General features: G+C 67.7%; 24 protein-coding genes and 2 tRNA genes. 24 read left to right on the top strand and 2 right to left on the bottom strand.

The window, feature by feature from the left end:
- Positions 1-136 precede the first annotated feature (136 nt).
- The 13 genes from AC731_RS06035 (at position 137) to AC731_RS05975 (ending at position 7684) form a co-directional block, all read left to right on the top strand.
- Positions 137-484, top strand: a complete 348-nt coding sequence (locus tag AC731_RS06035; RefSeq protein WP_156480656.1) for a hypothetical protein — start codon at positions 137-139, stop codon at positions 482-484.
- The gene (locus tag AC731_RS06030; protein ID WP_048704054.1) at positions 481-699 is read left to right on the top strand and encodes a hypothetical protein; all 219 of its coding nucleotides are present in this window, start codon (positions 481-483) and stop codon (positions 697-699) included. The genes AC731_RS06035 and AC731_RS06030 overlap by 4 nt, the downstream gene beginning before the upstream one ends.
- A 94-nt stretch (positions 700-793) precedes the next feature.
- Positions 794-1039, top strand: coding sequence for a hypothetical protein (locus AC731_RS06025; protein ID WP_048704051.1), 246 nt, complete (start codon positions 794-796; stop codon positions 1037-1039).
- Positions 1036-1368 carry a hypothetical protein gene (locus AC731_RS06020; RefSeq protein WP_048704049.1) on the top strand — a complete coding sequence of 111 codons (333 nt, stop codon included), beginning with the start codon at positions 1036-1038 and terminating at the stop codon, positions 1366-1368. The genes AC731_RS06025 and AC731_RS06020 overlap by 4 nt, the downstream gene beginning before the upstream one ends.
- On the top strand, positions 1365-2201 hold the full coding sequence (locus AC731_RS06015) for a toprim domain-containing protein (protein ID WP_237266611.1): 837 nt from the start codon (positions 1365-1367) through the stop codon (positions 2199-2201). Before AC731_RS06020 ends, AC731_RS06015 begins: the two co-directional genes overlap by 4 nt.
- On the top strand, positions 2194-3771 hold the full coding sequence (locus tag AC731_RS06010) for a DUF3987 domain-containing protein (RefSeq protein ID WP_048704048.1): 1578 nt from the start codon (positions 2194-2196) through the stop codon (positions 3769-3771). The genes AC731_RS06015 and AC731_RS06010 overlap by 8 nt, the downstream gene beginning before the upstream one ends.
- Positions 3772-3983: 212 nt before the next feature.
- On the top strand, positions 3984-4862 hold the full coding sequence (locus tag AC731_RS06005; RefSeq protein WP_048704047.1) for a hypothetical protein: 879 nt from the start codon (positions 3984-3986) through the stop codon (positions 4860-4862).
- Between the two features lie 123 nt (positions 4863-4985).
- A complete protein-coding gene (locus AC731_RS19810; RefSeq protein WP_156480655.1) occupies positions 4986-5426 on the top strand; it encodes a hypothetical protein in 441 nt (146 codons plus the stop codon).
- Positions 5423-5791: a hypothetical protein gene (locus tag AC731_RS05995; RefSeq protein ID WP_048704045.1), complete on the top strand. Its 369-nt coding sequence runs from the start codon at positions 5423-5425 to the stop codon at positions 5789-5791. Before AC731_RS19810 ends, AC731_RS05995 begins: the two co-directional genes overlap by 4 nt.
- Before the next feature lie 44 nt (positions 5792-5835).
- A complete protein-coding gene (locus AC731_RS05990) occupies positions 5836-6078 on the top strand; it encodes a hypothetical protein (RefSeq protein ID WP_048704043.1) in 243 nt (80 codons plus the stop codon).
- A gap of 31 nt (positions 6079-6109) precedes the next feature.
- On the top strand, positions 6110-6958 hold the full coding sequence (locus AC731_RS05985) for a hypothetical protein (RefSeq protein ID WP_048704041.1): 849 nt from the start codon (positions 6110-6112) through the stop codon (positions 6956-6958).
- Positions 6959-6995: 37 nt separating this feature from the next.
- On the top strand, positions 6996-7256 hold the full coding sequence (locus AC731_RS05980; RefSeq protein ID WP_048704038.1) for a hypothetical protein: 261 nt from the start codon (positions 6996-6998) through the stop codon (positions 7254-7256).
- Positions 7257-7267: 11 nt separating this feature from the next.
- Positions 7268-7684 carry a hypothetical protein gene (locus tag AC731_RS05975; RefSeq protein WP_048704036.1) on the top strand — a complete coding sequence of 139 codons (417 nt, stop codon included), beginning with the start codon at positions 7268-7270 and terminating at the stop codon, positions 7682-7684.
- A gap of 579 nt (positions 7685-8263) precedes the next feature.
- Here the strand turns inward: AC731_RS05975 and AC731_RS05970 are convergent.
- Both AC731_RS05970 and AC731_RS05965 read right to left on the bottom strand, forming a co-directional pair.
- Complete coding sequence (locus tag AC731_RS05970) at positions 8264-9100, bottom strand: SIR2 family NAD-dependent protein deacylase (protein ID WP_048704033.1); 837 nt, start codon at positions 9098-9100, stop codon at positions 8264-8266.
- The gene (locus AC731_RS05965; RefSeq protein ID WP_048704031.1) at positions 9094-9810 is read right to left on the bottom strand and encodes an SDR family NAD(P)-dependent oxidoreductase; all 717 of its coding nucleotides are present in this window, start codon (positions 9808-9810) and stop codon (positions 9094-9096) included. Before AC731_RS05965 ends, AC731_RS05970 begins: the two co-directional genes overlap by 7 nt.
- A 111-nt stretch (positions 9811-9921) precedes the next feature.
- Between AC731_RS05965 and AC731_RS05960 the strand changes: the two genes are divergently transcribed.
- The 11 genes from AC731_RS05960 to AC731_RS05910 all read left to right on the top strand — a co-directional run bounded on the left by AC731_RS05960 (position 9922) and on the right by AC731_RS05910 (position 19768).
- Positions 9922-11274 (top strand): sigma-54 interaction domain-containing protein, encoded by a 1353-nt coding sequence (locus tag AC731_RS05960; RefSeq protein ID WP_048704030.1) that lies wholly within the window; start codon positions 9922-9924, stop codon positions 11272-11274.
- A 144-nt stretch (positions 11275-11418) separates the two neighbouring features.
- Complete coding sequence (locus tag AC731_RS05955; protein WP_048704027.1) at positions 11419-12078, top strand: DUF6781 family protein; 660 nt, start codon at positions 11419-11421, stop codon at positions 12076-12078.
- Positions 12078-13760 (top strand): ABC1 kinase family protein, encoded by a 1683-nt coding sequence (locus AC731_RS05950; protein ID WP_048704025.1) that lies wholly within the window; start codon positions 12078-12080, stop codon positions 13758-13760. The genes AC731_RS05955 and AC731_RS05950 overlap by 1 nt, the downstream gene beginning before the upstream one ends.
- Positions 13761-13772: 12 nt before the next feature.
- The gene (locus AC731_RS05945; protein ID WP_048704023.1) at positions 13773-14447 is read left to right on the top strand and encodes a phosphatase PAP2 family protein; all 675 of its coding nucleotides are present in this window, start codon (positions 13773-13775) and stop codon (positions 14445-14447) included.
- On the top strand, positions 14444-14800 hold the full coding sequence (locus AC731_RS05940; protein ID WP_048704020.1) for a diacylglycerol kinase: 357 nt from the start codon (positions 14444-14446) through the stop codon (positions 14798-14800). The genes AC731_RS05945 and AC731_RS05940 overlap by 4 nt, the downstream gene beginning before the upstream one ends.
- 105 nt (positions 14801-14905) lie before the next feature.
- Positions 14906-14980: transfer RNA gene (locus AC731_RS05935), tRNA-Val, on the top strand.
- 47 nt (positions 14981-15027) lie between these two features.
- A tRNA-Val gene (locus tag AC731_RS05930) sits at positions 15028-15102 on the top strand.
- 267 nt (positions 15103-15369) lie between these two features.
- Positions 15370-15828 (top strand): (2Fe-2S)-binding protein, encoded by a 459-nt coding sequence (locus AC731_RS05925; protein WP_048704018.1) that lies wholly within the window; start codon positions 15370-15372, stop codon positions 15826-15828.
- Positions 15825-18116: a xanthine dehydrogenase family protein molybdopterin-binding subunit gene (locus tag AC731_RS05920; protein ID WP_048704016.1), complete on the top strand. Its 2292-nt coding sequence runs from the start codon at positions 15825-15827 to the stop codon at positions 18114-18116. The genes AC731_RS05925 and AC731_RS05920 overlap by 4 nt, the downstream gene beginning before the upstream one ends.
- A gap of 15 nt (positions 18117-18131) precedes the next feature.
- Complete coding sequence (locus tag AC731_RS05915; RefSeq protein WP_048704014.1) at positions 18132-19160, top strand: XdhC family protein; 1029 nt, start codon at positions 18132-18134, stop codon at positions 19158-19160.
- Between the two features lie 2 nt (positions 19161-19162).
- Positions 19163-19768 (top strand): nucleotidyltransferase family protein, encoded by a 606-nt coding sequence (locus AC731_RS05910; RefSeq protein WP_048704011.1) that lies wholly within the window; start codon positions 19163-19165, stop codon positions 19766-19768.
- Positions 19769-19771 lie beyond the last annotated feature (3 nt).

Below are 19771 nucleotides of genomic sequence, written 5' to 3'. Positions count from 1 at the left end.
GTCTATGGCGGGCCGTGTGGGAGAGCCGCAAGGCTCGCCGGTCCCTTGGTCCCGGTACGCCAATCCCGCACGCGCCCGCCACCCCCGATTGGCGTCGGGGCGCGGGACTCAAACCGCAGACCAAGGAGCATCAGCCATGCGTACTACCGCATCGGGCATGCGCGCACTCGCGCCGACTTCGCCCACCATCCCCACCAGTTACACCCCCGGCCCGTGGCACGAGCACAGCCATCGGCAGATCGGCCCCGACGAAGGCATCGTCGCTGAGGTCTGGTCCGCCATCGGCTGGGGCGATGCCGCCATCCAGCAGGCCGCCGCCAATGTCCGCCTGATCGCCGCCGCACCCGAGCTGCACCAGGCGTGCGCCGCTGCCGAATCGCTGTTGACGCTGCAGAAGTTCCACGCAACCGAGCACACCGAAGAAGGGCGCACCCTGCTTGCACTGCGCGCCGCCCTGGCGAAGGTGGAAGGGGGTGCGGCATGAAAGAACCGAGAAGCGCTGCGGAATTCACCCTTCAGGACAGGTATGAATTCCTGATCAGCCAGACCGAGCAACTGGTATCAGCGTTCGCAGGCCTGGCAACGACCATTGAGCACGGCTGCCCAGATGTCGCGCTGGACATGTGCCGCATGTTTGAGAGCTACGGCTGTGGCGTCCTGGACGCCCACCCCCGCCACCGCGAAGGGGGTGAAGCATGAGCACGATCACCCGCATCCGTGTCTATCGCGCGCTGCGCCGCATCGCCGGCCCGGCGCTGGCCTACCGTCTGAGCTTCGGCGGGAGGGCGTGAGCATGAGCGACATCGAGAAAACCCCCGACTGTGCCGAGGATATCGCCTGTATCGCTGCATGCGTGCTGCGCAACCTTTTGGCGCTGGCTCACAGCATCAAGCTTGCGCACAGCAACCACCTGTCCAGTCAGGTGCCGAACCTGGCTGAGCTTGCAATCGATCACGCGGAACACTGGATCGAGCATTTCGATGAACAGGGCGAGATGCACCGGGCGCTGTGCAAGAAGAGTGCCGGAGGGAAAGCATGAGCTACCACGACTACCCCAAGGGTGCCGGCTTCGGACGCGACGGCAACCGCCGCCGGCCGGGCCTGGTCGATTACGGTTTCGTCATGGAAAACGGCAGCCGGGCACAGCGCCGCGAAGTCGTCCGCCAGTTAAAGGCCGCCAAGCGTGCAGGCCTCCCAGACGCCGCTGAAACCCTCGCCGCCCTTCAAGCGAACGAAGGCCGCCCGGCCCACGCCTGGCGGATCACATTCCCCGGCCGCGACCCATTCGTGGCCTGGGCCATGCAGGGCGCAACAGCCGTCGAGGTTCGCGCGCAATTCCCTGGTGCGCGGGTGGAGGTTGCCGAATGATCGCCACTGAATTCCTCGCCTTTCTCGGCTCGGTCGGACTCACACCGGTCAAGGCGTCCATCCATTTTCCCGATGACAAGATTGTGCGCTACCGCAGCGAGCGTGACGGTCCCGGCAAGCTCAACGCCGCTGCCGTGCTGCACACAGGCACCCGCGTGCCGTTTGGCGTGGCTTGGCATTGGCACGACTGGGAAAGGCGCTACTACTGGCAGGCGACCAGCAACGAGGCGATGACGCCGGCCGAGCGCGCCGAGCTGCAGCGCCAGTTGCATGCCATGAACAAAGCTCGTGAAGAGGATGCCGCACGCGTCCGCGCCGAAGCTGCCGCTCGCGCGCTCAAGCTGTGGAGCGGTGCCAAGCCGGCTACGGACGATCATCCCTACCTGCGGGCCAAGGGCGTGCATGCCTATGGCCTGCGGGCGCTGCGTGACCAGCTGATGGTGCCGGCGCGGGATGCCGATGGCCGACTGCATACGCTGCAGTTCATCGGCCCGGACGGCTCGAAACGCTTCCTCACCGGTGGGCGCATCGCCGGCTGCTATTACGCCATCGGGCGCCCCGACGACGCGCTGCTGCTGGCCGAGGGCTACGCCACCGCCGCTACGCTGCACCAGGCCACCGGGCGCGCGGTGGCGGTGTGCTTCAACTGCGGCAACCTCATCGCCGTGGCCCGTTCGCTGAGGGCCAAGTTCCCCCGCCTGCGCTTCGTGGTGTGCGCCGACAACGACGCCGGCACACCCGGCAATCCTGGCCTGAAGGCCGCGCACGAAGCCGCGCGGGCCATCGGTGCCGGCGTGGCCTTCCCGAGCTTCGAGGGGGTGGCCCATGTCTAAGCCGACCGACTTCAACGACCTGGCGCAGATCGCCGGCCCCGAGGCGGTTAAGGCGACCGTCGACAAGGTGTTGGCCGCTGCTGCTGCCCCCTCTGCAAATTCGCAGAGCCCTGCGCCGGATTGGCCCGACCCGCACCTGCCCGGCATGGTCAAAGCACCCGAGATCCCCGCCGCGATCCTGCCCGGCTGGCTGGGGGAGATGGCCGGCGCGGTGGCGGACTCGACCCAAACGCCGCCTGCGCTCGCTGTCATGGTGGGGCTGTCGGTTCTGGCTGCCGTGCTGCAACGCCGCTTCGAGGTGGCGCCGTTCGGTGACGACTACACCGAGCCGCTTGCACTCTGGACGCTGACGGCGCTGCCGAGCGGCGCGCGCAAGTCGGCAGTGTTCAGCGCCATGACGGCACCCCTGCTGCGCTGGGAGAAGCTGGAGTACGACCGAGGCCGCGCCGAGCGCGGGCGGGTGGCGTCGGCACGGAAGGTAGCCGAGAAGCGCATCGAGCGGCTTCTGGCCGATGCCGCGAAAGCCAAGGACGACCACGAGCGCGAACGCATCCGCAGTGAGATCCAGCACGAGAAGGACACGATGCCGGCCGAGCTGCGCGCACCGCGCCTCTTCACCGAGGACGTGACCGCCGAGCGGCTGCAAGCGATGTTGGCGGAGTACGGTGAGCGCATGGCGCTGCTGAGCGATGAGGCCGGCATCTTCCAGATCATGGCCGGCATCTACAACGGTGGCAGTGCCAACCTGGACGCCTTCCTGAAAGGCCACGCCGGCACGGCGATGCGGGTGGATCGCGCCGGCCGCGAGGCCCACGTCGATAAGCCGGCCCTGTCCTTCGGTCTGGCGCTGCAACCCGGCGTGCTGTCCGAGGTGGCCGCCTCGCGGCGGTTCCGCGACTCGGGTCTGCTTGCGCGCTTTCTCTTCGCCATGCCGGCGAGCAACGTCGGCAAGCGCGACGTGCGTCGTCGTGTGGCAATCCCTGACCAGGTGCGCGATGACTACGAGGCCGCGCTCTTCCAACTGCTGGAGGACGTGCCCGCCGTGCCGGGTAAGCCGCGCGAGCTGGCGATGACCGAGCCGGCACTCGAGCTGTGGGCGGACTTCGCGCAAGAGATCGAGGACCACCAGGGCGAGGGTGGGCGCTACGAGGCCATCAGCGACTGGACCAGCAAGCTGCCCGGCGCGGTGGCGCGCATCGCGGCGCTGCTGGAGCTGGCCGAAGTCGGACGCCACGCCGAAGAGGTGAGCCAGCTTGCGACGGAGCGGGCGGTCGCGCTGGGGCGCCTGCTGATCCCGCACGCACAGGCGGCATTCGGTCTGCTGGGCACCGACGGCGTCGACGCCGATGCGGGCGCCATCGTGAAGTGGATCAAGGCCAATGGCCTGGAGGAGTTCAGCCGGCGGGAATGCCAGAAGGCGATGGAGGGGCGCTTCCGTACCCTGGAGCGCCTGACCAAGGCCCTGCAGCGGCTGGAACAGCAGGACGTGCTGCGGCACTACACCAGGCGAAACAAGGGCGCACCGCCGACAGAGGCCTGCATCGTCAATCCGAAGCTTCTGTCGACCTAATCGACATTGTCGCCATAGAGCTATTTTTAACCTTTTTCTTCTTCTATATGAATCACTTACGGTTTGGCGCTCTACCCCTGTCGACAATGTCGACAAACTCGACAGACCCAAGTCCGGCCCGAGCGTCTGTCGACATTGTCGACATTGTCGACGGGTGTAGATGCGCCGGACGACCCGAGCACTCACCGACCTAAACCAAAGGAGCTGAGCCCATGATCCGCATCGACGTATCCGACAACATCAAGGAAGTCACCAAGCAACTCGACGACCTGGCGCGCAGGCAGGTGCCGTTCGCCACGAGCAGAGCAATTAACGAAACCGCGAAGATCGTCGCCAAGGAAGGCAACGCAGTGCTGGCGTCAGTGTTCGACAGCCCGCTGCCGCGTACCGCGACTGCCGTAAAGGTGTTCCAAGGCGCAACCAAAGAGCGCCTGTTCGCCGTCGTCAATGTCTATGACGGCAACCGCGGCTTTGCGGCAGACGACCCGCGCGCTACCTCGGCGGGCAAGGGGAGCATCTTCCCCAATCGCTACCTGTCCGCGCAGATCGAAGGCGGGCAGCGGGCGAATAAGCGATTTGAGAACGCGCTTATCAAAGCGCAGATCATGCCGCCCGGAATGCAGGCCGTGTTCGCAAAGCGATCTGGCTATCTTGATCCGTTCGGCAACCTGCCCGGCGCAAAGATCAATCAGATCCTGTCCTGGTTCAACGCCTTTGACGACGGCAAGGGTAAGGGCTACCGGTCGAACATGACCGACAAAACCAGAACGGCCGCAACGATGGGTCGCAAGAACCGGCGCACGGGCGATACCTCGTTCGGCAAAGGTCGCAAGTATGGCTTTGCGTACTTCGTCTCGCGTGGTGAGCGCTTCGGCGGGCTTGGCATGCGACTGCCGCCCGGCATCTGGGAGCGCAACTATCCTAACGGACCAGCAGGCAAGTCATTCATCAAGCCCGTCTTGCTCTTCGTGAGGCCAGGCAACTACCGAAGGCGCTTTGACTTCTACGGGCTGATGCAGCGCTCGATCGAGAAGAACCTTCCGGAGCAGTTGGAGAAGGCAATGGCCATGGCGCTGAGAACGGCCCGATGAAAGCCGGTGCATCAACAAACGTCTGGCTATTTGCGGGTCCTTCCGGGGCTTGTAGCTCACGGGTGATTAGTGCCCCGATCTTCCTCTAGTCATAGCTCTTAATTATTAGGAAACTTAAACCCAATGAAACAAGCTGAACTGTGTGAAGCGCTCGGACTGAGCAAAGGGCAAGTGTCAAAGCTGGTCGCACGAGGGATGCCGACCGATAGCGTTGAATCCGCAGAGGATTGGCGCCGCCGAAACCTTGAACCGATGATGGCAGTTGCCCACGTTCATCGAAAGGTGCGCGCCGGTATGTTGCGCCAAGAGGCCACCAGCCCGCCCGCACACCAGGCCGCCGCCAATCCGATTGATGCGGTCGTGTTCGGCGTGCTACCGCAACTGTTGTTCGAGCGCACTGCGCTGCTGAAGATCCTCACGGATTCAGGCATCGAACCCACCCCGGACCAGTTCAACTGGTTCGCCGCTGAACTCTCCGCGCATCTCTGGGACGTGCTGACGCGCGGCATGGGCTTTCCAGACCGCGCCCTGAACCTTCCGGCGTGGATGGACGAGCCAGCATGACCCCGCACGACGCCGCCCAACGCATCGCCCGGATCGCCCTCCAGATGGCCGAAGTCCTGCCGCCCTCTGACCGATGGGTGCCGGCTGCCCTGCTGCGTCGCGTCCGCGATCCGCACGCCGACCTCGACCGCCTGCTGGGCCTCAAGGGCAACGGCGGCCGAGGTGGCTATCTCGGATCGCCGATCCCCGAGCGCAACCGCCGCTTGCGCGAGTTGGCCGAGTCGTTCGCCGGTCCGACCAGCGCCAAGGCTGACCACCTTCTCGAGCGCCTGGCCGCAGGCGACCCGGCAATGCTCGAGATCGACCGCCTGGCACGCATTCCCCGATCCAATCGGCAGCTGTTGCGGATTCTCGCTGACACCTGACTCGGGCGTTATGTCATTCGGCTGACCGGCGGCACACTTCGAGCATGTCCAATCACCGCCGCGTCACCATGAAAATCGACCTTGCAGAACCCGGTACGCCGGCCGGCGTCACCCTTCATGCCACCCCCGAGGGCGCCACGCTCTCAGTCTGGGCCGGCCCGCGTGAACTGATCGCCCACCTGGATCCCGAGCGCATCGCGCAAGCCGCCGCGATTCTCTGCGCCCGGAATGGCCACATGCAGATCCTGGGCACCGTCCGCGAATTCACCGTGCCCACCGCCGAGTAACCCCGCCATCACCCGCCAAGGAATCCGCCTCATGCCCACTGCCACCCCTACCGCGAAAGCCGCAGACCTGCCCGGCGACATTCAGAAGCAACTGGCCGCCCTGGCACAGCAGGCTCGCCAAGGGCTTGCCGCGCTCGATGCTCGCATTGCCGAGCTGCGCGAACGCCACGAAGCGATGACCCGCCGCGCAGTGAGCGCAGACGCTGCCGCCGCGCGAATCGTGGCTGATGTGCGCGCGAGCATCGCCGACGATGTGCTGCGCATGCAGCAGGCAGCCACGGCCGCCGCGAACCTGAAGGCGCACATCGAATACCGTTCAATCGTGTCGATCAACGGCGCTGGCCGTTACGACATCGAACCCGTCAGCGCACCCGGTCCGCTGGGGATCATGAACCGGCTGTCGCCTGCCGTCCTCTTCTCGGTCCTCGACCCGACCGGCGAGAAGCTGGAAGCGTGGGCGCTTCAGGTCGCGCAGGCCGCTGGATGTCCCGAGACGGCCCCGCCTGCCGCGCAAACCGCCCGTGATGCCGATGCGCTCATGGCCGAGCTTGAAACCCTCATCGAGCAACGACGCAGCGCAGCAAAGGCTCTCGATAGCCTACTGGGCGAGGATGCCCATGTGCGCGAGGCGGTCGAAGCAATGCGCAAGATGCAAGGCGCTCCGGTCGGCAAGGAACCGGCACCGGAACCCCGCATCGGCGTGTTCGACGCCGACGGCAAGCCCGTCACTGTAGGCGGTGGCGACACCTACACCGAACTGATGCAGGCACGGCACCGCGATGAAGCGCTCGCGCGCTCCGCAATCGCCGGCACCTTCGAGGGGTTCATTGCAGAGCGCAACGAGCTCGAGGATAGCGCCTTGCGCGCGATGAGTAGCTAACCCACCACCGCACCACAACCGCACAGAGGACACGCCCATGGCAACTCAAACCTTCGCCCTGACCCCCACTTGGCAACGCATCGTGCTTGCTGCCGAGGATCTGCATCTCGTCACGCTGAACAGCATCGCAGCGGCTGAGATCGCCGCGAGCACCGACGGGGACGCGCCCGAAGGCGCCGGCCATCGCCTCGAGGGCCGCGACCGCTACACCCGCGCCGACATCGGCCCTGGCGCCGTCTGGGCACGCTCGGCAGACGGCTCGATGGATGAGGCGACCATCGTCGTTTCATTGTCCTGAGGGGCGCAGAGATGAGCATCTCGACCCGCGTCGAAAACATCCCCAACGCGCCGCGCTTCTCGGGCAATCCGGCGATTCAGGCCGAGGCTGCGAAGGTGTATCAATCTGCCTTCGTGGAGGCCGCGCTCGCCGAACGCAGGCGCTGTGCCGCCATCATGAACTTGAAGGAAGGCGCCGGCCGCGAGGCGATGCAGTACCAGCTGATGAGCAGCACCACCCTGTCACCCGAAGAGGTGCGCGAAATGCTTGCCGCCGTGCCGGCCGTACAGCACCAGGTGCGCAACGTCTTTGCCGCCGCGATGGCCGCCATCGGCAACCCGCCGACGATGGGCCTGGACGGTAACGCCGACGACCCGGTCGACCGCGCTGCGATGGAAGCCGCCGCCGCGCAAGCGATCCTGAAGCAAAGCGGCACCGCCGCGAAGTGACCCGCTTTACCGGCCTGGCGAGTAGCGGCGCATAGCCTGGCCGGCCTGTTATCTGTGCGCCGCACCCCGCGCCTTGGTGGAAGGTGCATCTTCAGCCCTGGGGACGCGCGACTAAGCGAGTTTCCGTGCTCCGGCCCGGATTCGTCGCGCTGCGAAGGCTGAAACCCTCATTCTCAGGAATGCGTCACATGAACGACGACGACTACACCAAGCCGAGCCGACAGAACCGCAAGCAGCGACGGTCCTGGAAGCGCAAGCCGGCGCAATGAGCCGCTGCTGTGCCTGTTGCCGCATGCCTGCCCCGGTCGCAGGAAGTAACTACCGGAATTCCGGTAAATACCCAGGATTTGGGTATCGACCCGGTAAGCACTGTCACGTGAGAGGCTCGGTGTGCTAGAGCGCGCGTGAGTGACGGTATATTTGACGGTACACGGAAAATTCAGATTCAGAAAACTCAGCGTTTATTTGGCTTTCAGGTCGAATGCGGGTGAGTCAGCATCTCAAAGCCCGGACCTGTCCGGGCTTTGTTTTTGGGCCTTCAGATCGATCGGCCCGCCCCGCAAGGGCGTCGATCCCCCTTCAGTCCATCGGGAAGCCGCGCTCACGCAGCGCCCGTGCGATACCCCGCATTGCCTCGGTGGCTGGAAGCGCCAGGGATACGCCCGGCTCATGGGCCGTACCGGCGTCACGCAGGTTGATGCGGATGATCGGTACGCCCAGCTGTTCGCCAAACAGGCGTACCGACAGTACCGCGGTGCCTGCACCGATTTCGAGCACGAGCAACCGGTCCACGCGTCGTTTCCAGGCCGCGAGCCTCGTCTGCTGGGCCTGCGTGCGGTGCTCGATCCAGTCCCAGTCGCCAAACATCAGGATGTTGGGGCGTGCAAGTGCGCCGCAATGCGGGCAGCTTGGCAGCGCGTTGGTCAGTTCGCAGGCTTCGGCGTCGATTTCGGGTTGAAACTCGTCCGCCGGCCAGGTCCGAGCGTTGCAGCCCTTCATGCATTGCAGATGATGGATGGAGCCATGGCACTCGACGATGCGTTGGGCGTCGAAGCCGGCCTTCTGGAACTGCCCATCCACATTGCTGGTGAATATGAAAGCGCCATCCGGAAGACGCCGCGCGATGTCGAACAGTATCGCAAAGGCGGGACCCGGCTCGGTGCGTCGATACAGGTCGAGCCGGTGGCCGTAGAAACCCCAGGCCAGTCGCGGGCGGGCGGCGAAGGCAGCCGGATTCGCGATCTCCTGGAAGTGCAGTCCGGCCTTGCCCAGCGCCGGATAGGCCTGCCACATCCCTTCGCTGCCGCGGAAGTCCGGCAGGCCGGAGTCCACGCCGAGGCCGGCTCCGGCGGTGATGAGGAGGCCGTCCGCGTCGGCGATGAGGCGGGCGCAACGATCGAAAGCGCTTGTTACCACGGGATGTGCTCGCCGCTGTAGTCGATGAAATGCGCCCGCCCGCTCGCTTCGAGACGGTCGAGCGCGGCCAGCAGCCCGCATGCGGCTGCGTCCGGTTCCATGGCCGCATCGCCGACGAAAGGGGCACTCAGGCGCGAGCGCACGGTGCCTGGCTGCAGCGCAGCGACGACGGCGAGCGGGCGACGGCGGGCGACTTCGATGGCCGCGGTCTGCAGCAGCATGTTGAGCGCGGCCTTCGATGCCCGGTAGCCATACCAGCCGCCCTTGCGATTGTCCTCGATGCTGCCCACCCGCGCCGACAGCTTGGCCCAGATCACGCGCTCGCCGGTGGCCAGCAGTGGATGGAGGTGGCGCAGCAGCAGGGCTGGCCCGATCGCGTTGATCGTCATCGCGCGCTGCAGGCGGGCGGCCTGCAGTTCCTCGAGGCGCTTCTCCGGACCCTGGCCGTCGATGCTCAGCGCGCCGGTGGCATCGATCACGAGGTGCAAGGGCGACTGCGCGGCCAGCATGCGGGCGCAGTCGGCCAGGCTGGCCTCGTCATCGAGCAGGAGCGGCGGCGTGCTCTGACGTGACAGTTCGATGATCCGGCCGCAACGCGGGTCGGCACGCAACTGCCGGACGAAGGCCTGGCCGATCGCACCGCTGGCGCCGGCGACCAGTGCGGTGTAGCCCTCGGGCAGGCTGTTCATCAATACGGGAGTGAGGTTCATGCGTCCTTGTCTGCGGGATGCGCGATCGGGTCGGCTGACACGATCATTCGATTGACCATTTTACTGACAGCGGGGCAGACTGCTGACACGCCGTTTGCCAGATTGACAGTCATGCCGCACGACGCCCGACCCCTGCCGGAGCTGGTTTCGTTTCTCGAAACCCTGTCCGAGCCCCATATCCTGTGCGACCGGGACTATCGCATCATCGCGGCCAATGCCGCATACCGGCGCTCGTGCGCGCATGGCCGCGACGTGGTTGGCCGAACCTGCTACGACGTGTCGCACCGCTACAGCGTGCCCTGCGATCGCGCCGGCGAGTCCTGTCCGCTGGCGCGCAGCCTGCAGTCCGGGCAGCGCGAGCGCGTGCTGCATCTGCACCACACGCCGCGCGGCGAGGAGTACGTGAACATCGAGCTGTCGCCGGTGCGCGATGCGGACGGCGAGATCGCGTGGTTCATCGAGAAGATGGAACCGATGCAGGTCGCGCGCGGCGTGTCGGACCACCGTGGCCTGATCGGGCGCTCGCCGGCCTTCCAGCGCATGCTTGAACTCGTCGCCCGCGTGGCGCCGTCGGAGGCGAGCGTGCTGCTGCAAGGTGAGTCGGGCACGGGCAAGGAGCTCGTCGCCAGCGCGGTGCACGAGGCAAGCCGGCGGGCCCAGGGGCCCTTCGTCGCGGTCGACTGCTCGGGTCTGCCCGAAACCCTGTTCGAAAGCGAACTGTTCGGCCATGAGCGGGGGGCCTTCACCGGCGCAACCGCACGCAAGCCGGGCCTGATCGAGGCGGCCAGCGGCGGCACGCTGTTCCTCGACGAGCTGGGCGACATTCCGCTCGGCATGCAGGTCAAGCTGCTGCGCCTGCTGGAAACCGGCACTTACCGCCGGGTGGGATCGACCGAGCTGCGGCGTGCGGACATCCGCCTGGTGTCGGCGACGCACCGCCCGCTCAAGCGCATGATTGCCGAAGGCAGCTTCCGCCAGGACCTGTATTTCCGCATCAATACCTTCCCGATCACCGTGCCGGCACTGCGGGCGCGCGAGGGCGACCTGCCCCTGCTGGTGGAGTCGCTGCTCGAGCGCGTGGCGCCACAACGGCGTCTCGCCGTGTCGCCTGCAGCGATGCGGCTGTTGGCCGCCCATCCGTTTCCGGGCAACGTGCGCGAACTGCGCAATGTGCTCGAGCGTGCAAGCCTGATGTGCGATGGCGAGACCATCGGCCCCGAACACCTGCCCGAGGAGTTGCTCGGTGTCGAGGCGGAGACTGTCCCTTCACATGAGCCGGCGCCGTCTTCCGCCTTGTCAGGAGACGCGCTCGATCTCGACGAGGTCCAGCGCCAGGCCTTGCTGCGCGCGGTGCGCAGCCATCGCGGCAGTCGTCGCGAGCTTGCGCGCCGGTTGGGCATCAGCGAACGCACGCTGTACCGCCGCCTGAAGGCGCTGCAGCTCGATGGCGATGGCCACGGCTGAGGTCTTCGCTGCGGATTCGGGTGCGGGATCGCGGCCCGGCCGGGATGCAAACATCGCCGTAGGATCCAGTGCCCGGGCTTGCGCGTATCATGAAATCCATCCCGGTTTGGCATCAGCCTTTCGTTGCGCACGAGGAGACTCAAGATGACGCAGGACGCCCAACAGATCGAACGTGAGGTGCAGGCTGCAGTGGAGGCCGAGCCCGCGCGGATTGCCGAGCGCGTGCAGGCCATCACGCTTGCCGCGCTGACCCGCGGGGTGGTGGATACACAAGCCCTGCGCGAGGTGACGCAGGCAGTGCTGCGCGGTGCTCAGGCGGCCGCCCCGCGCGTCGAGGCCGAGCATGCCGAAGGGCTGAAGGAGGCTGTGCGCGGGCTGGACCAAGCGCTCGCTTCCGCCGCGCAGGCCACGCAGCTGGCGATGCAGGAAGCGATCGGCCGCGGCAGCGAGTTCTCGCGCGAAGGCCTCAAGCAGTCGCTCGACCAGTTGTCGCGCCTCGAGGGCGACTTCGTCGCCGCGCTCGGCGATGCGGCACGGCAGGCCAGCGGCACGGCCCAGGCGACCTTGAAGGATCTGGCCGAGCATGCGCGCAGCAGCGGCACGGCGGTGGGCGCGCGGGTGCAGAGTGCCGTGGTCGACCTGGGCCAGGCGATGGGCGATCTGGCGCGGGCACAGGTGCAGGAAGGCATGCGGGCATTGAGCGCCCAGGCCGAGCTGCTCGCCAGCATGGCGGCCGGCGTGTTGCGCGGCCTTGCCGACCGCCTGCAGCCGGACTCGTCCGCTGCGAAGGATCGACGCGACTGATGCTATGGCAAGCCATCGGCGCGGCGCGTGATCTGGCGCGTGCGCACGAGATCGCGACCGTCCTGATCCGTTACGGTTTCAGCGACCTGGTCCGGCGCATCGGCCTGGGCAATGCGCTGGAGAAGACGGGCAGGGCGCTGCACTGGCATGGCGTCGACGAGTGGTTGAGCCTTAGCACGCCCGAGCGCGTGCGCCGTGCGCTGGAAGATCTGGGTCCGACTTTCATCAAGCTCGGCCAGGTGCTGGCGACGCGCGTCGATCTGTTCCCGCCCGAATGGATCGCCGAGTTCGGCAAGCTCCAGGACGCTGCGCCCGCCGCGCCCTTCGAGGCGATCCGTGCGCAGCTGACCGAAGACCTTGGCCAGGCGCCCGAGACCGTGTTCGCCGAACTGGAGCTGGCGCCGCTGGCCGCCGCTTCGCTCGCCCAGGTGCATCGTGCCCGCCTGGCGGACGGGCGGCGTGTCGTGCTGAAGGTTCGCCGCCCGGGTATCCGTCCGCTGGTCGAGGCCGACCTGCACCTGCTCGCGCGCCTGGCTGACATCGTCGAGTCCGAGGCGCCCGACCTGCGCCGTTACCACCTGCGCGAAGTGGTGCGCGAGTTCACGCTGTCCTTGCGGCGCGAGCTGGATTTCGCCGCCGAGTGCCGCAACGCCGAGCGCATCGCCAGCCATTTCGCCGACCACCCGGAGATCGTGATCCCGGCGATCCACTGGAGCTGGAGCGGCGAGCGGCTCAACGTCCAGGACTACGTCGAGGGCATTCCGGGCCGCGATCTTGCCGCGGTCGATGCCGCGGGGCTCGACCGCAGGCTGCTGGCGCGCCGCGGCGCCGCCGCAGTGCTGAAGATGATGCTGGAGGACGGCCTTTTCCATGCCGATCCGCACCAGGGCAACGTCTTCTACCTGTCCGAGAATCGCATCGCCTTCATCGATTTCGGCATGATCGGCCGCCTGTCGGAGACCCGGCGCCACGAAGTGGCCGTGATGCTCTATGGCCTGGTCACCGGCGATTCCGAATCCGTCGCCGACGTTCTGCTCGAGTGGCGCGAAGGCGAAGAGGCCGCCGACCCCGACCGCCTGCGCCGCGACATCGACAACTTCGTCGACCAGTACAAGGGCGTGCCGCTCAAGCGGCTCGACCTCGCGGCGATGCTGTCCGACCTGATGACGCTGCTGCGCGAGCACGGGCTCAGCCTGCCGCCCGAGCTTTCGCTGCTGGTGAAGGCCTTCATCACGCTCGAAGGCATGGGCCGCCAGCTCGACCCGGATTTCGACATCGCCGCCGAGGCCGAGCCGCTGCTGCGACAGGTACTGGTCGCGCACCGCACCCCGGCCGCCATGGCACGGCGCGGCTGGCGCAGTCTTGGCAGCGCCTTCGACCTGCTCGCCAGCCTGCCGCAGGATCTCGGCAGCCTGCTGCGCGCCGGGCGGCGCGGCAAACTGCAGATTCAGGTGGACGTGCTGTCGCTCAAGCATGCGGTCGACCAGCTCGACCGCGCGATCAGCCGCATGACCATCGGCATCGTCACTGCTGCGCTCATCATCGGCACCGCAATCGTGATGACGGTGGTGCGCGACCCTACGCTCGGTGGCCTGCGCACGCTGGGACTGCTCGGCTTCATCGGCGCGGTGGGCGGGGGACTGTGGGTCCTGCTGTCGATCTGGCGCAGCCGGCGGCGATAGGGCAGGCCCGACATGGGATTCCCGCGCGCGTGGCTGGAGCCGCGCATCCTTGCGATGCTGCTGACCTTGGCTTCGGCGGCCTGGCTGTTCGTCGAGATTGCGGACGAGGTGGCCGACGGCGACACCGGCGGCTTCGATCGTGCCCTGATGCTCGCGCTGCACCCGCAGGCCGATGGCGTGGCGGCGACCGGGCCGGCGTGGATGCAGGCGGTCGCGCGCGACATCACCGCGCTGGGCAGCACCACGGTGCTGAGCCTGCTGGTCTGCGTGGCGACGGCCTTCCTGCTGCTTTCCGGACGGCGGCGGACGGCGCTTTTCGTGCTCGTCTCGACCGCCAGCGGGGCGATGGCGACCCTGCTGCTCAAGGATGTCTTCGCACGACCGCGACCGGACCTGCTGCCGCACGGCGACTTCGTCACCACGGCGAGCTTCCCGAGCGGACACGCCATGTTGTCCGCCATCGTCTATCTGACCCTCGGCACCTTGCTGGCGCGTCTGGTCGGCGCACGACACCAGAAGCTCTACATCATGGCGGTCGCAGTGCTGCTCTCGGTCCTCGTCGGGCTGAGCCGCGTCTATCTCGGCGTTCATTGGCCGACGGACGTCTTGGCGGGCTGGGCCGCCGGCGCGGCCTGGGCGCTGGGCTGGTGGATGGTGATCGAACTGGTCAGGGGTGAGCGCAGATGAAAGGGGAGGGCTTCGTCCGGCGACTGGGCTTCGCGCTGCAGGGGCTCCGGCACACCGTCGTCACCGAGCGCAGTTTTCGCGTCCACCTTGTGGCCGCCGCGGGCGTGCTTGCGGTGTTGCTGATCACCCGTCCGGCGCCGGTTTGGTGGGCGGTGCTGGGCCTCGCGGTGGGCTTCGTGCTCATGGCGGAGTTGTTCAATACCGCGCTCGAGACGCTGGCCGACCATCTGCACCCCGAGCGCCACCCGGTCGTCGGTGCGGCCAAGGACATCGCCGCGGCGGCCGTGCTCGTGGCCAGCGGTGCGGCCGCCGTCGCCGGGCTGGCCTTCGCCGTCGATTGGCTGGGGGGGTGACAGCGTACCGACGCGCTGGACGAAGAGCGCGAACATGCGCAAGGCTCAGAGCGGCAAGTTGACGGGTTGGGGCGGCGCTTCTACAATGCGGCCTCTTTCGCGGAAGGGCGGTTAGCTCAGCGGTAGAGCACTGCCTTCACACGGCAGGGGTCACTGGTTCGATCCCAGTACCGCCCACCAGTCTTCCTGGGGTGTCTCACCTTCCCGAAAACCGATCTGCACCGATCGGGCGGTTAGCTCAGCGGTAGAGCACTGCCTTCACACGGCAGGGGTCACTGGTTCGATCCCAGTACCGCCCACCAGACATTGAAAGCCGGCCTTCGAGCCGGCTTTTTTGTGCCTGCACGTCGGCCTTTCCCCGCCTCAGCCAGGCCGTGTCCCGTGCGAGGCCCCGGGCAAGTCGGTGCGGCGATCTGGTTCTCCCGATGATGTACGGCTACATTGCAGGCATGCGCTCGAACCCCCTGTCCCTATGACGCGGAGACGCGTCGGTCGAGCGCACCCTCGCGCACTGCTGTCATCGACCCGATGCAGGCGGTCTGCGAGCAGGACAAGCCACAGGAGGAGACATGACGACATTCACCGTCAATGGCGACACCCATCGCGCCGAGGGTGATCCCGAGATGCCCTTGCTCTGGTATCTGCGCGACCTGGCCGGGCTCACTGGCACGAAGTACGGCTGCGGACTCGGGCTCTGCGGTACCTGCACGGTGCTGGTGGACGGGAAGCCGGCCCGAGCCTGCCTGCTGCCGGTCGCAGAACTCGAGGGGCGCGCGATCACCACCATCGAAGGCCTGTCCCCCGATGGCCTCCATCCGGTGCAGGTCGCCTGGCGCGAACTCAATGTTGCGCAGTGCGGCTACTGCCAGACCGGGCAGATCATGCAGGCAGCCGCCCTGCTGGCGACGACACCGAATCCGACCGATGCCGAGATCGATGCCGCGATGAGCGGCAACCTCTGTCGCTGCGGCACGTATCCGCGCATCCGCGCCGCGATCCGGCGCGCAGCGGAAGGAGCCAGGTCATGAGTGCCTTCATCGCGAACGAGAGCGCCAACCTCAACCTCGGCCGCCGCGGTTTTCTGCGCGGACTCGCGGCGGGCAGCTTCGTGCTGGCCATCGGCATTCGCCCGGCGCGTGCCGAGGAAATGAAGTATGGGGCCGAAGCCATGAGCGGTGGCCTCAAGGACGATCCGCGCATCTTCCTGAGTATCGAGATCGACGGTACCGTAAGCCTGCTGTGCCATCGCGCCGAGATGGGGCAGGGGGTGCGCACCAGCTGGGCCATGGTCGTGGCCGACGAACTGGAAGCCGACCTCGGCCGGGTCCGGGTGCTGCAGGCGCCGGGCAACGAGGCGCGCTTCGGCAACCAGAACACCGACGGCTCGCGCAGCATGCGTCATCATTTCCAGGCGCTGCGTCGCATCGGTGCCGCGGCACGGCAGATGCTTGAACAGGAGGCGGCCGTGCGCTGGCGGGTGCCGGTTGCGGAGGTGCGCGCGCAGGCGCACGAGGTGGTCCATGTGGCCAGCGGCCGGCGCATCGGCTTCGGTGCGCTCGCCCATGCCGCTGCACTGCGCCCGGTGCCCGCGCTCGATGCGTTGGTGCTCAAGCGGCCCGCGGATTTCCGCTACATCGGCCGCGACGGCATTGCGCTGGTGGACAACCTCGACATCACGACCGGCAGGGCCGTGTATGGCATCGACGCCCGCATCGAGGGCATGGCCTACGCGGTGGTCGCCCGGCCGCCGGTATATGGCGGCAAGGTCAGGCGCTACGATGCGGCCCGCGCGCTGCAGGTGCCGGGCGTGCTGAAGGTGATGCAGATCGAGGAGACACCGATCCCCTCGGCGTTCCAGCCGCTCGGCGGGATCGCGGTGATCGCCGATAATACCCACGCTGCGATCAAGGGGCGCTCGCTGCTCGGGATCGAATGGGATGACGGCCCTAATGCCGGATACGACTCGAGCACCTATCGCGCGGTCCTGGAGGCGGCATCGCGCCGGCCGGGCAAGGTGGTGCGCCGCAACGGTGATCTCGACGCGGCGCTGGCAGGCGCCGCGCGTCGCGTGGAGGCCACCTACTACATTCCGCACCTCGCCCAGGCGCCAATGGAGCCGCCGACGGCCACTGCCCGTGTGACCCGGGACCGGTGCGAGATCTGGTGCAGCGTGCAGAACCCGGAGGCGATCCGCGCCGACCTCTCCGAGCGCTTCCAGCTGCCCCTCGACAAGGTGATCGTGCATGCGCTGCTGCTCGGTGGCGGCTTCGGGCGCAAGTCCAAGCCCGACTTCGCCAGCGAGGCGGCGATCCTGTCGCGCGCGATGGACGGGCGGCCGGTCAAGCTCACCTTCACCCGCGAGGATGACCTGCAGAACGGCTACCTGCACACGGTCTCTGTCGCCCACATGGAGGCGGGGCTGGATGAGCAGGGCAGGCCGCAGGCCTGGCTGCACCGCACGGTGGCGCCGACCATCCAGTCCATCTTCATGCCCGATGCGCAGGAGTCCGGTGGCTTCGAACTGGCGATGGGCGCGGTCGACATGCCCTTCGCCATTCCGAACGTACGTGTCGAGAACCCGCCGGCCGCGGCACATACCCGTATCGGCTGGTTCCGCTCGGTGTCCAACATCCCGCATGCCTTCGCGATCCAGAGTTTCGCCGCCGAACTGGCTGCAGCGGCCGGTCGCGACCCCAAGGACTACCTGCTGGCGTTGCTCGGCCCGGACCGCGTCATCGACCCGGCGTCGGTGTCGGACCCGTGGCTGTACGGCGAGGACCCGAAGCGCTACGCGTACGACACGGCGCGCCTGCGCGGTGTCATCGAGCGCGTGGCGCAGGAAGCGGGCTGGGGGCGGCGTCTGCCGCCGGGGCACGGGCTGGGCATCGCCGCCCACCGCAGTTTCGTCAGCTACGCGGCCGTCGTGGTCGAAGCCGCGGTCGACGCCGAGGGCCGGCTGACGATTCCGCGCGTGGATATCGCCTTCGATTGCGGCGCCGTCATCAACCCCGACCGCGTGCGTGCCCAGCTCGAAGGTGCGGTGATCCAGGGCGTAAGCCTGGCGACGGTGGGCGAGATCAGCTTCGAGGCCGGGCGCGTGACGCAGAGTAACTTCCACGACTATGCCTTGACGCGGATCGACACGGCGCCGAAGGAGATCCACACCCATCTGGTCACGCCCGTCGGCTTTGACGCACCGCTTGGCGGCGTGGGCGAACCCGGCCTGCCCCCGGTGGCGCCGGCGCTGTGCAACGCCATCTTCGCCGCGACCGGCAAGCGCATCCGCAGCCTGCCCATCCGCAACCAGCTCGCCTGAGCCGAGGAGGTGTCCATGCACAGCACCGACCGGCAGGTTCTCGACGCGGTGTGTCGCTGGGCCGACGCGGGTCAGCGTTTCGCGCTGGTGACGGTGGCGCGTACCTGGGGCTCGGCACCGCGCCCGGCGGGCGCCTGGATGGCGCTGCGCGAGGATGGCGTGGTGCGGGGCTCGGTGTCCGGCGGCTGCCTGGAGGCTGACCTGATCGAGCGCATGCAGGCGGGCGAATTTACCGCGGGCGCGGCGGGGGTTCCTGTCGTACAGGCTTACGGTGTCACCCAGGACGACGCGCGCCGATTTGGCCTGCCCTGCGGGGGGCGGATGGACCTGGTGATCGAACCCCGGCCCGACCTCGGTGCGCTGCGCACACTGGCACAACGCATCGCCCGCGGCGAGCTCGTGCAGCGCAGCGTCACCCTCGGCGAGCCGGGCAACCGGATTGCGGCCGGCACAGCCGGTGACCGCGTGCGCTGGGATGGGCGCACGCTGAGCACGCCGCATGGCCCGGCGTGGCGACTGCTGATCGTGGGTGCGGGTCAGATCTCCAGCTACCTGGCGCAGATGGCGCAGGCGCTGGATTACCAGGTCTTCGTCTGCGATCCGCGCGAGGCGTACGCGGCCGGATGGACCGTGCCCGGCAGCACGATCGTCGCCGGCATGCCCGACGACGTCGTGCTGCAGCTGAAGCTCGATCCGCACAGCGCCGTCGTCGCGCTCACCCACGACCCCAAGCTCGACGACATGATGCTGCTCGAAGCCCTCAAGTCGCCGGCCTTCTATGTCGGCGCGCTCGGCTCCACGGTGAACAGCCAGCGCCGGCGCGAGCGTCTGCTGCAGTACTTCGATCTGACGCAGGCCGAAGTCGACCGCCTGCACGGGCCGGTGGGCCTGCCGATCGGTAGCCGCACGCCGCCCGAGATCGCCGTCGCGATCCTCGCCGAGATGACTGCCGTGCGTAACGGCGTCGCCCCCCATGTCGCCACCTTTCTCGCGGCAGCGGCTGCACCGCAGACTCCGGCGGCAGCGGCGCCCGCCGGGGCCTGATCATGAGGGACGAGATCGTCGGCGTCCTGCTCGCCGCCGGGGCAGGGCGTCGCTTCGGGGGCGACAAGCTGGCGCACCCGCTCGCGGACGGCAGGCCGATGGCGCTGGTCGCCGCGGTGAACCTGCACGCGGCCTGCGATCGGGTCGTGGTCGTGGTGCGCGCCGCCGACCACCCGCTGGCGCCGTCGTTCACAGCAATGGGGTGCACGGTCGCCGCCTGCGCCGACGCCGCCGGCGGCATGGGCCACAGCCTGGCCGCCGGGGTGCGTGCCACGCCCGGTGCGGCAGGCTGGATCGTGGCGCTCGCCGACATGCCCTTCATCCAGCCTGCCAGCCATCGGGCGGTGGTCGCCGCGCTGCGTGCCGGCGCAAGCCTTGCCGCACCGCAATGCCAGGGCCGACGCGGGCATCCGGTGGGGTTCGATCGGTGCTGGCGGGATCCGCTTTCCGTCCTTCAGGGCGACCAAGGCGGCCGGGACATCCTGAGCGCGCATCGAGAACAACTGGTGCTGTGTCCCGTCGATGATCCGGGGGTGCTGCTGGACATCGACCGGCCACAGGATCTGGCCGGGTGCGTGCGTCCCGTCGCCTGCGGAGGGCCGGCCTGAGCG

The organism is Thauera humireducens, from assembly GCF_001051995.2.
Lineage (GTDB): Bacteria > Pseudomonadota > Gammaproteobacteria > Burkholderiales > Rhodocyclaceae > Thauera > Thauera humireducens.
Note: the sequence above shows the minus strand (reverse complement) of the source record. Positions and strands in the feature narration are given on the sequence as shown.

Excerpts from the sequence above, each read along its gene's own strand:
- AC731_RS06035 (WP_156480656.1), top strand. The coding sequence starts at position 137 with ATGCGTACTACCGCATCGGGCATGCGCGCACTCGCGCCGACTTCGCCC.
- AC731_RS06030 (WP_048704054.1), top strand. The coding sequence starts at position 481 with ATGAAAGAACCGAGAAGCGCTGCGGAATTCACCCTTCAGGACAGGTAT.
- AC731_RS06025 (WP_048704051.1), top strand. The coding sequence starts at position 794 with ATGAGCGACATCGAGAAAACCCCCGACTGTGCCGAGGATATCGCCTGT.
- AC731_RS06020 (WP_048704049.1), top strand. The coding sequence starts at position 1,036 with ATGAGCTACCACGACTACCCCAAGGGTGCCGGCTTCGGACGCGACGGC.
- AC731_RS06015 (WP_237266611.1), top strand. The coding sequence starts at position 1,365 with ATGATCGCCACTGAATTCCTCGCCTTTCTCGGCTCGGTCGGACTCACA.
- AC731_RS06010 (WP_048704048.1), top strand. The coding sequence starts at position 2,194 with ATGTCTAAGCCGACCGACTTCAACGACCTGGCGCAGATCGCCGGCCCC.
- AC731_RS06005 (WP_048704047.1), top strand. The coding sequence starts at position 3,984 with ATGATCCGCATCGACGTATCCGACAACATCAAGGAAGTCACCAAGCAA.
- AC731_RS19810 (WP_156480655.1), top strand. The coding sequence starts at position 4,986 with ATGAAACAAGCTGAACTGTGTGAAGCGCTCGGACTGAGCAAAGGGCAA.
- AC731_RS05995 (WP_048704045.1), top strand. The coding sequence starts at position 5,423 with ATGACCCCGCACGACGCCGCCCAACGCATCGCCCGGATCGCCCTCCAG.
- AC731_RS05990 (WP_048704043.1), top strand. The coding sequence starts at position 5,836 with ATGTCCAATCACCGCCGCGTCACCATGAAAATCGACCTTGCAGAACCC.
- AC731_RS05985 (WP_048704041.1), top strand. The coding sequence starts at position 6,110 with ATGCCCACTGCCACCCCTACCGCGAAAGCCGCAGACCTGCCCGGCGAC.
- AC731_RS05980 (WP_048704038.1), top strand. The coding sequence starts at position 6,996 with ATGGCAACTCAAACCTTCGCCCTGACCCCCACTTGGCAACGCATCGTG.
- AC731_RS05975 (WP_048704036.1), top strand. The coding sequence starts at position 7,268 with ATGAGCATCTCGACCCGCGTCGAAAACATCCCCAACGCGCCGCGCTTC.
- AC731_RS05965 (WP_048704031.1), bottom strand. The coding sequence starts at position 9,810 with ATGAACCTCACTCCCGTATTGATGAACAGCCTGCCCGAGGGCTACACC.
- AC731_RS05960 (WP_048704030.1), top strand. The coding sequence starts at position 9,922 with ATGCCGCACGACGCCCGACCCCTGCCGGAGCTGGTTTCGTTTCTCGAA.
- AC731_RS05955 (WP_048704027.1), top strand. The coding sequence starts at position 11,419 with ATGACGCAGGACGCCCAACAGATCGAACGTGAGGTGCAGGCTGCAGTG.
- AC731_RS05950 (WP_048704025.1), top strand. The coding sequence starts at position 12,078 with ATGCTATGGCAAGCCATCGGCGCGGCGCGTGATCTGGCGCGTGCGCAC.
- AC731_RS05945 (WP_048704023.1), top strand. The coding sequence starts at position 13,773 with ATGGGATTCCCGCGCGCGTGGCTGGAGCCGCGCATCCTTGCGATGCTG.
- AC731_RS05940 (WP_048704020.1), top strand. The coding sequence starts at position 14,444 with ATGAAAGGGGAGGGCTTCGTCCGGCGACTGGGCTTCGCGCTGCAGGGG.
- AC731_RS05925 (WP_048704018.1), top strand. The coding sequence starts at position 15,370 with ATGACGACATTCACCGTCAATGGCGACACCCATCGCGCCGAGGGTGAT.
- AC731_RS05920 (WP_048704016.1), top strand. The coding sequence starts at position 15,825 with ATGAGTGCCTTCATCGCGAACGAGAGCGCCAACCTCAACCTCGGCCGC.
- AC731_RS05915 (WP_048704014.1), top strand. The coding sequence starts at position 18,132 with ATGCACAGCACCGACCGGCAGGTTCTCGACGCGGTGTGTCGCTGGGCC.
- AC731_RS05910 (WP_048704011.1), top strand. The coding sequence starts at position 19,163 with ATGAGGGACGAGATCGTCGGCGTCCTGCTCGCCGCCGGGGCAGGGCGT.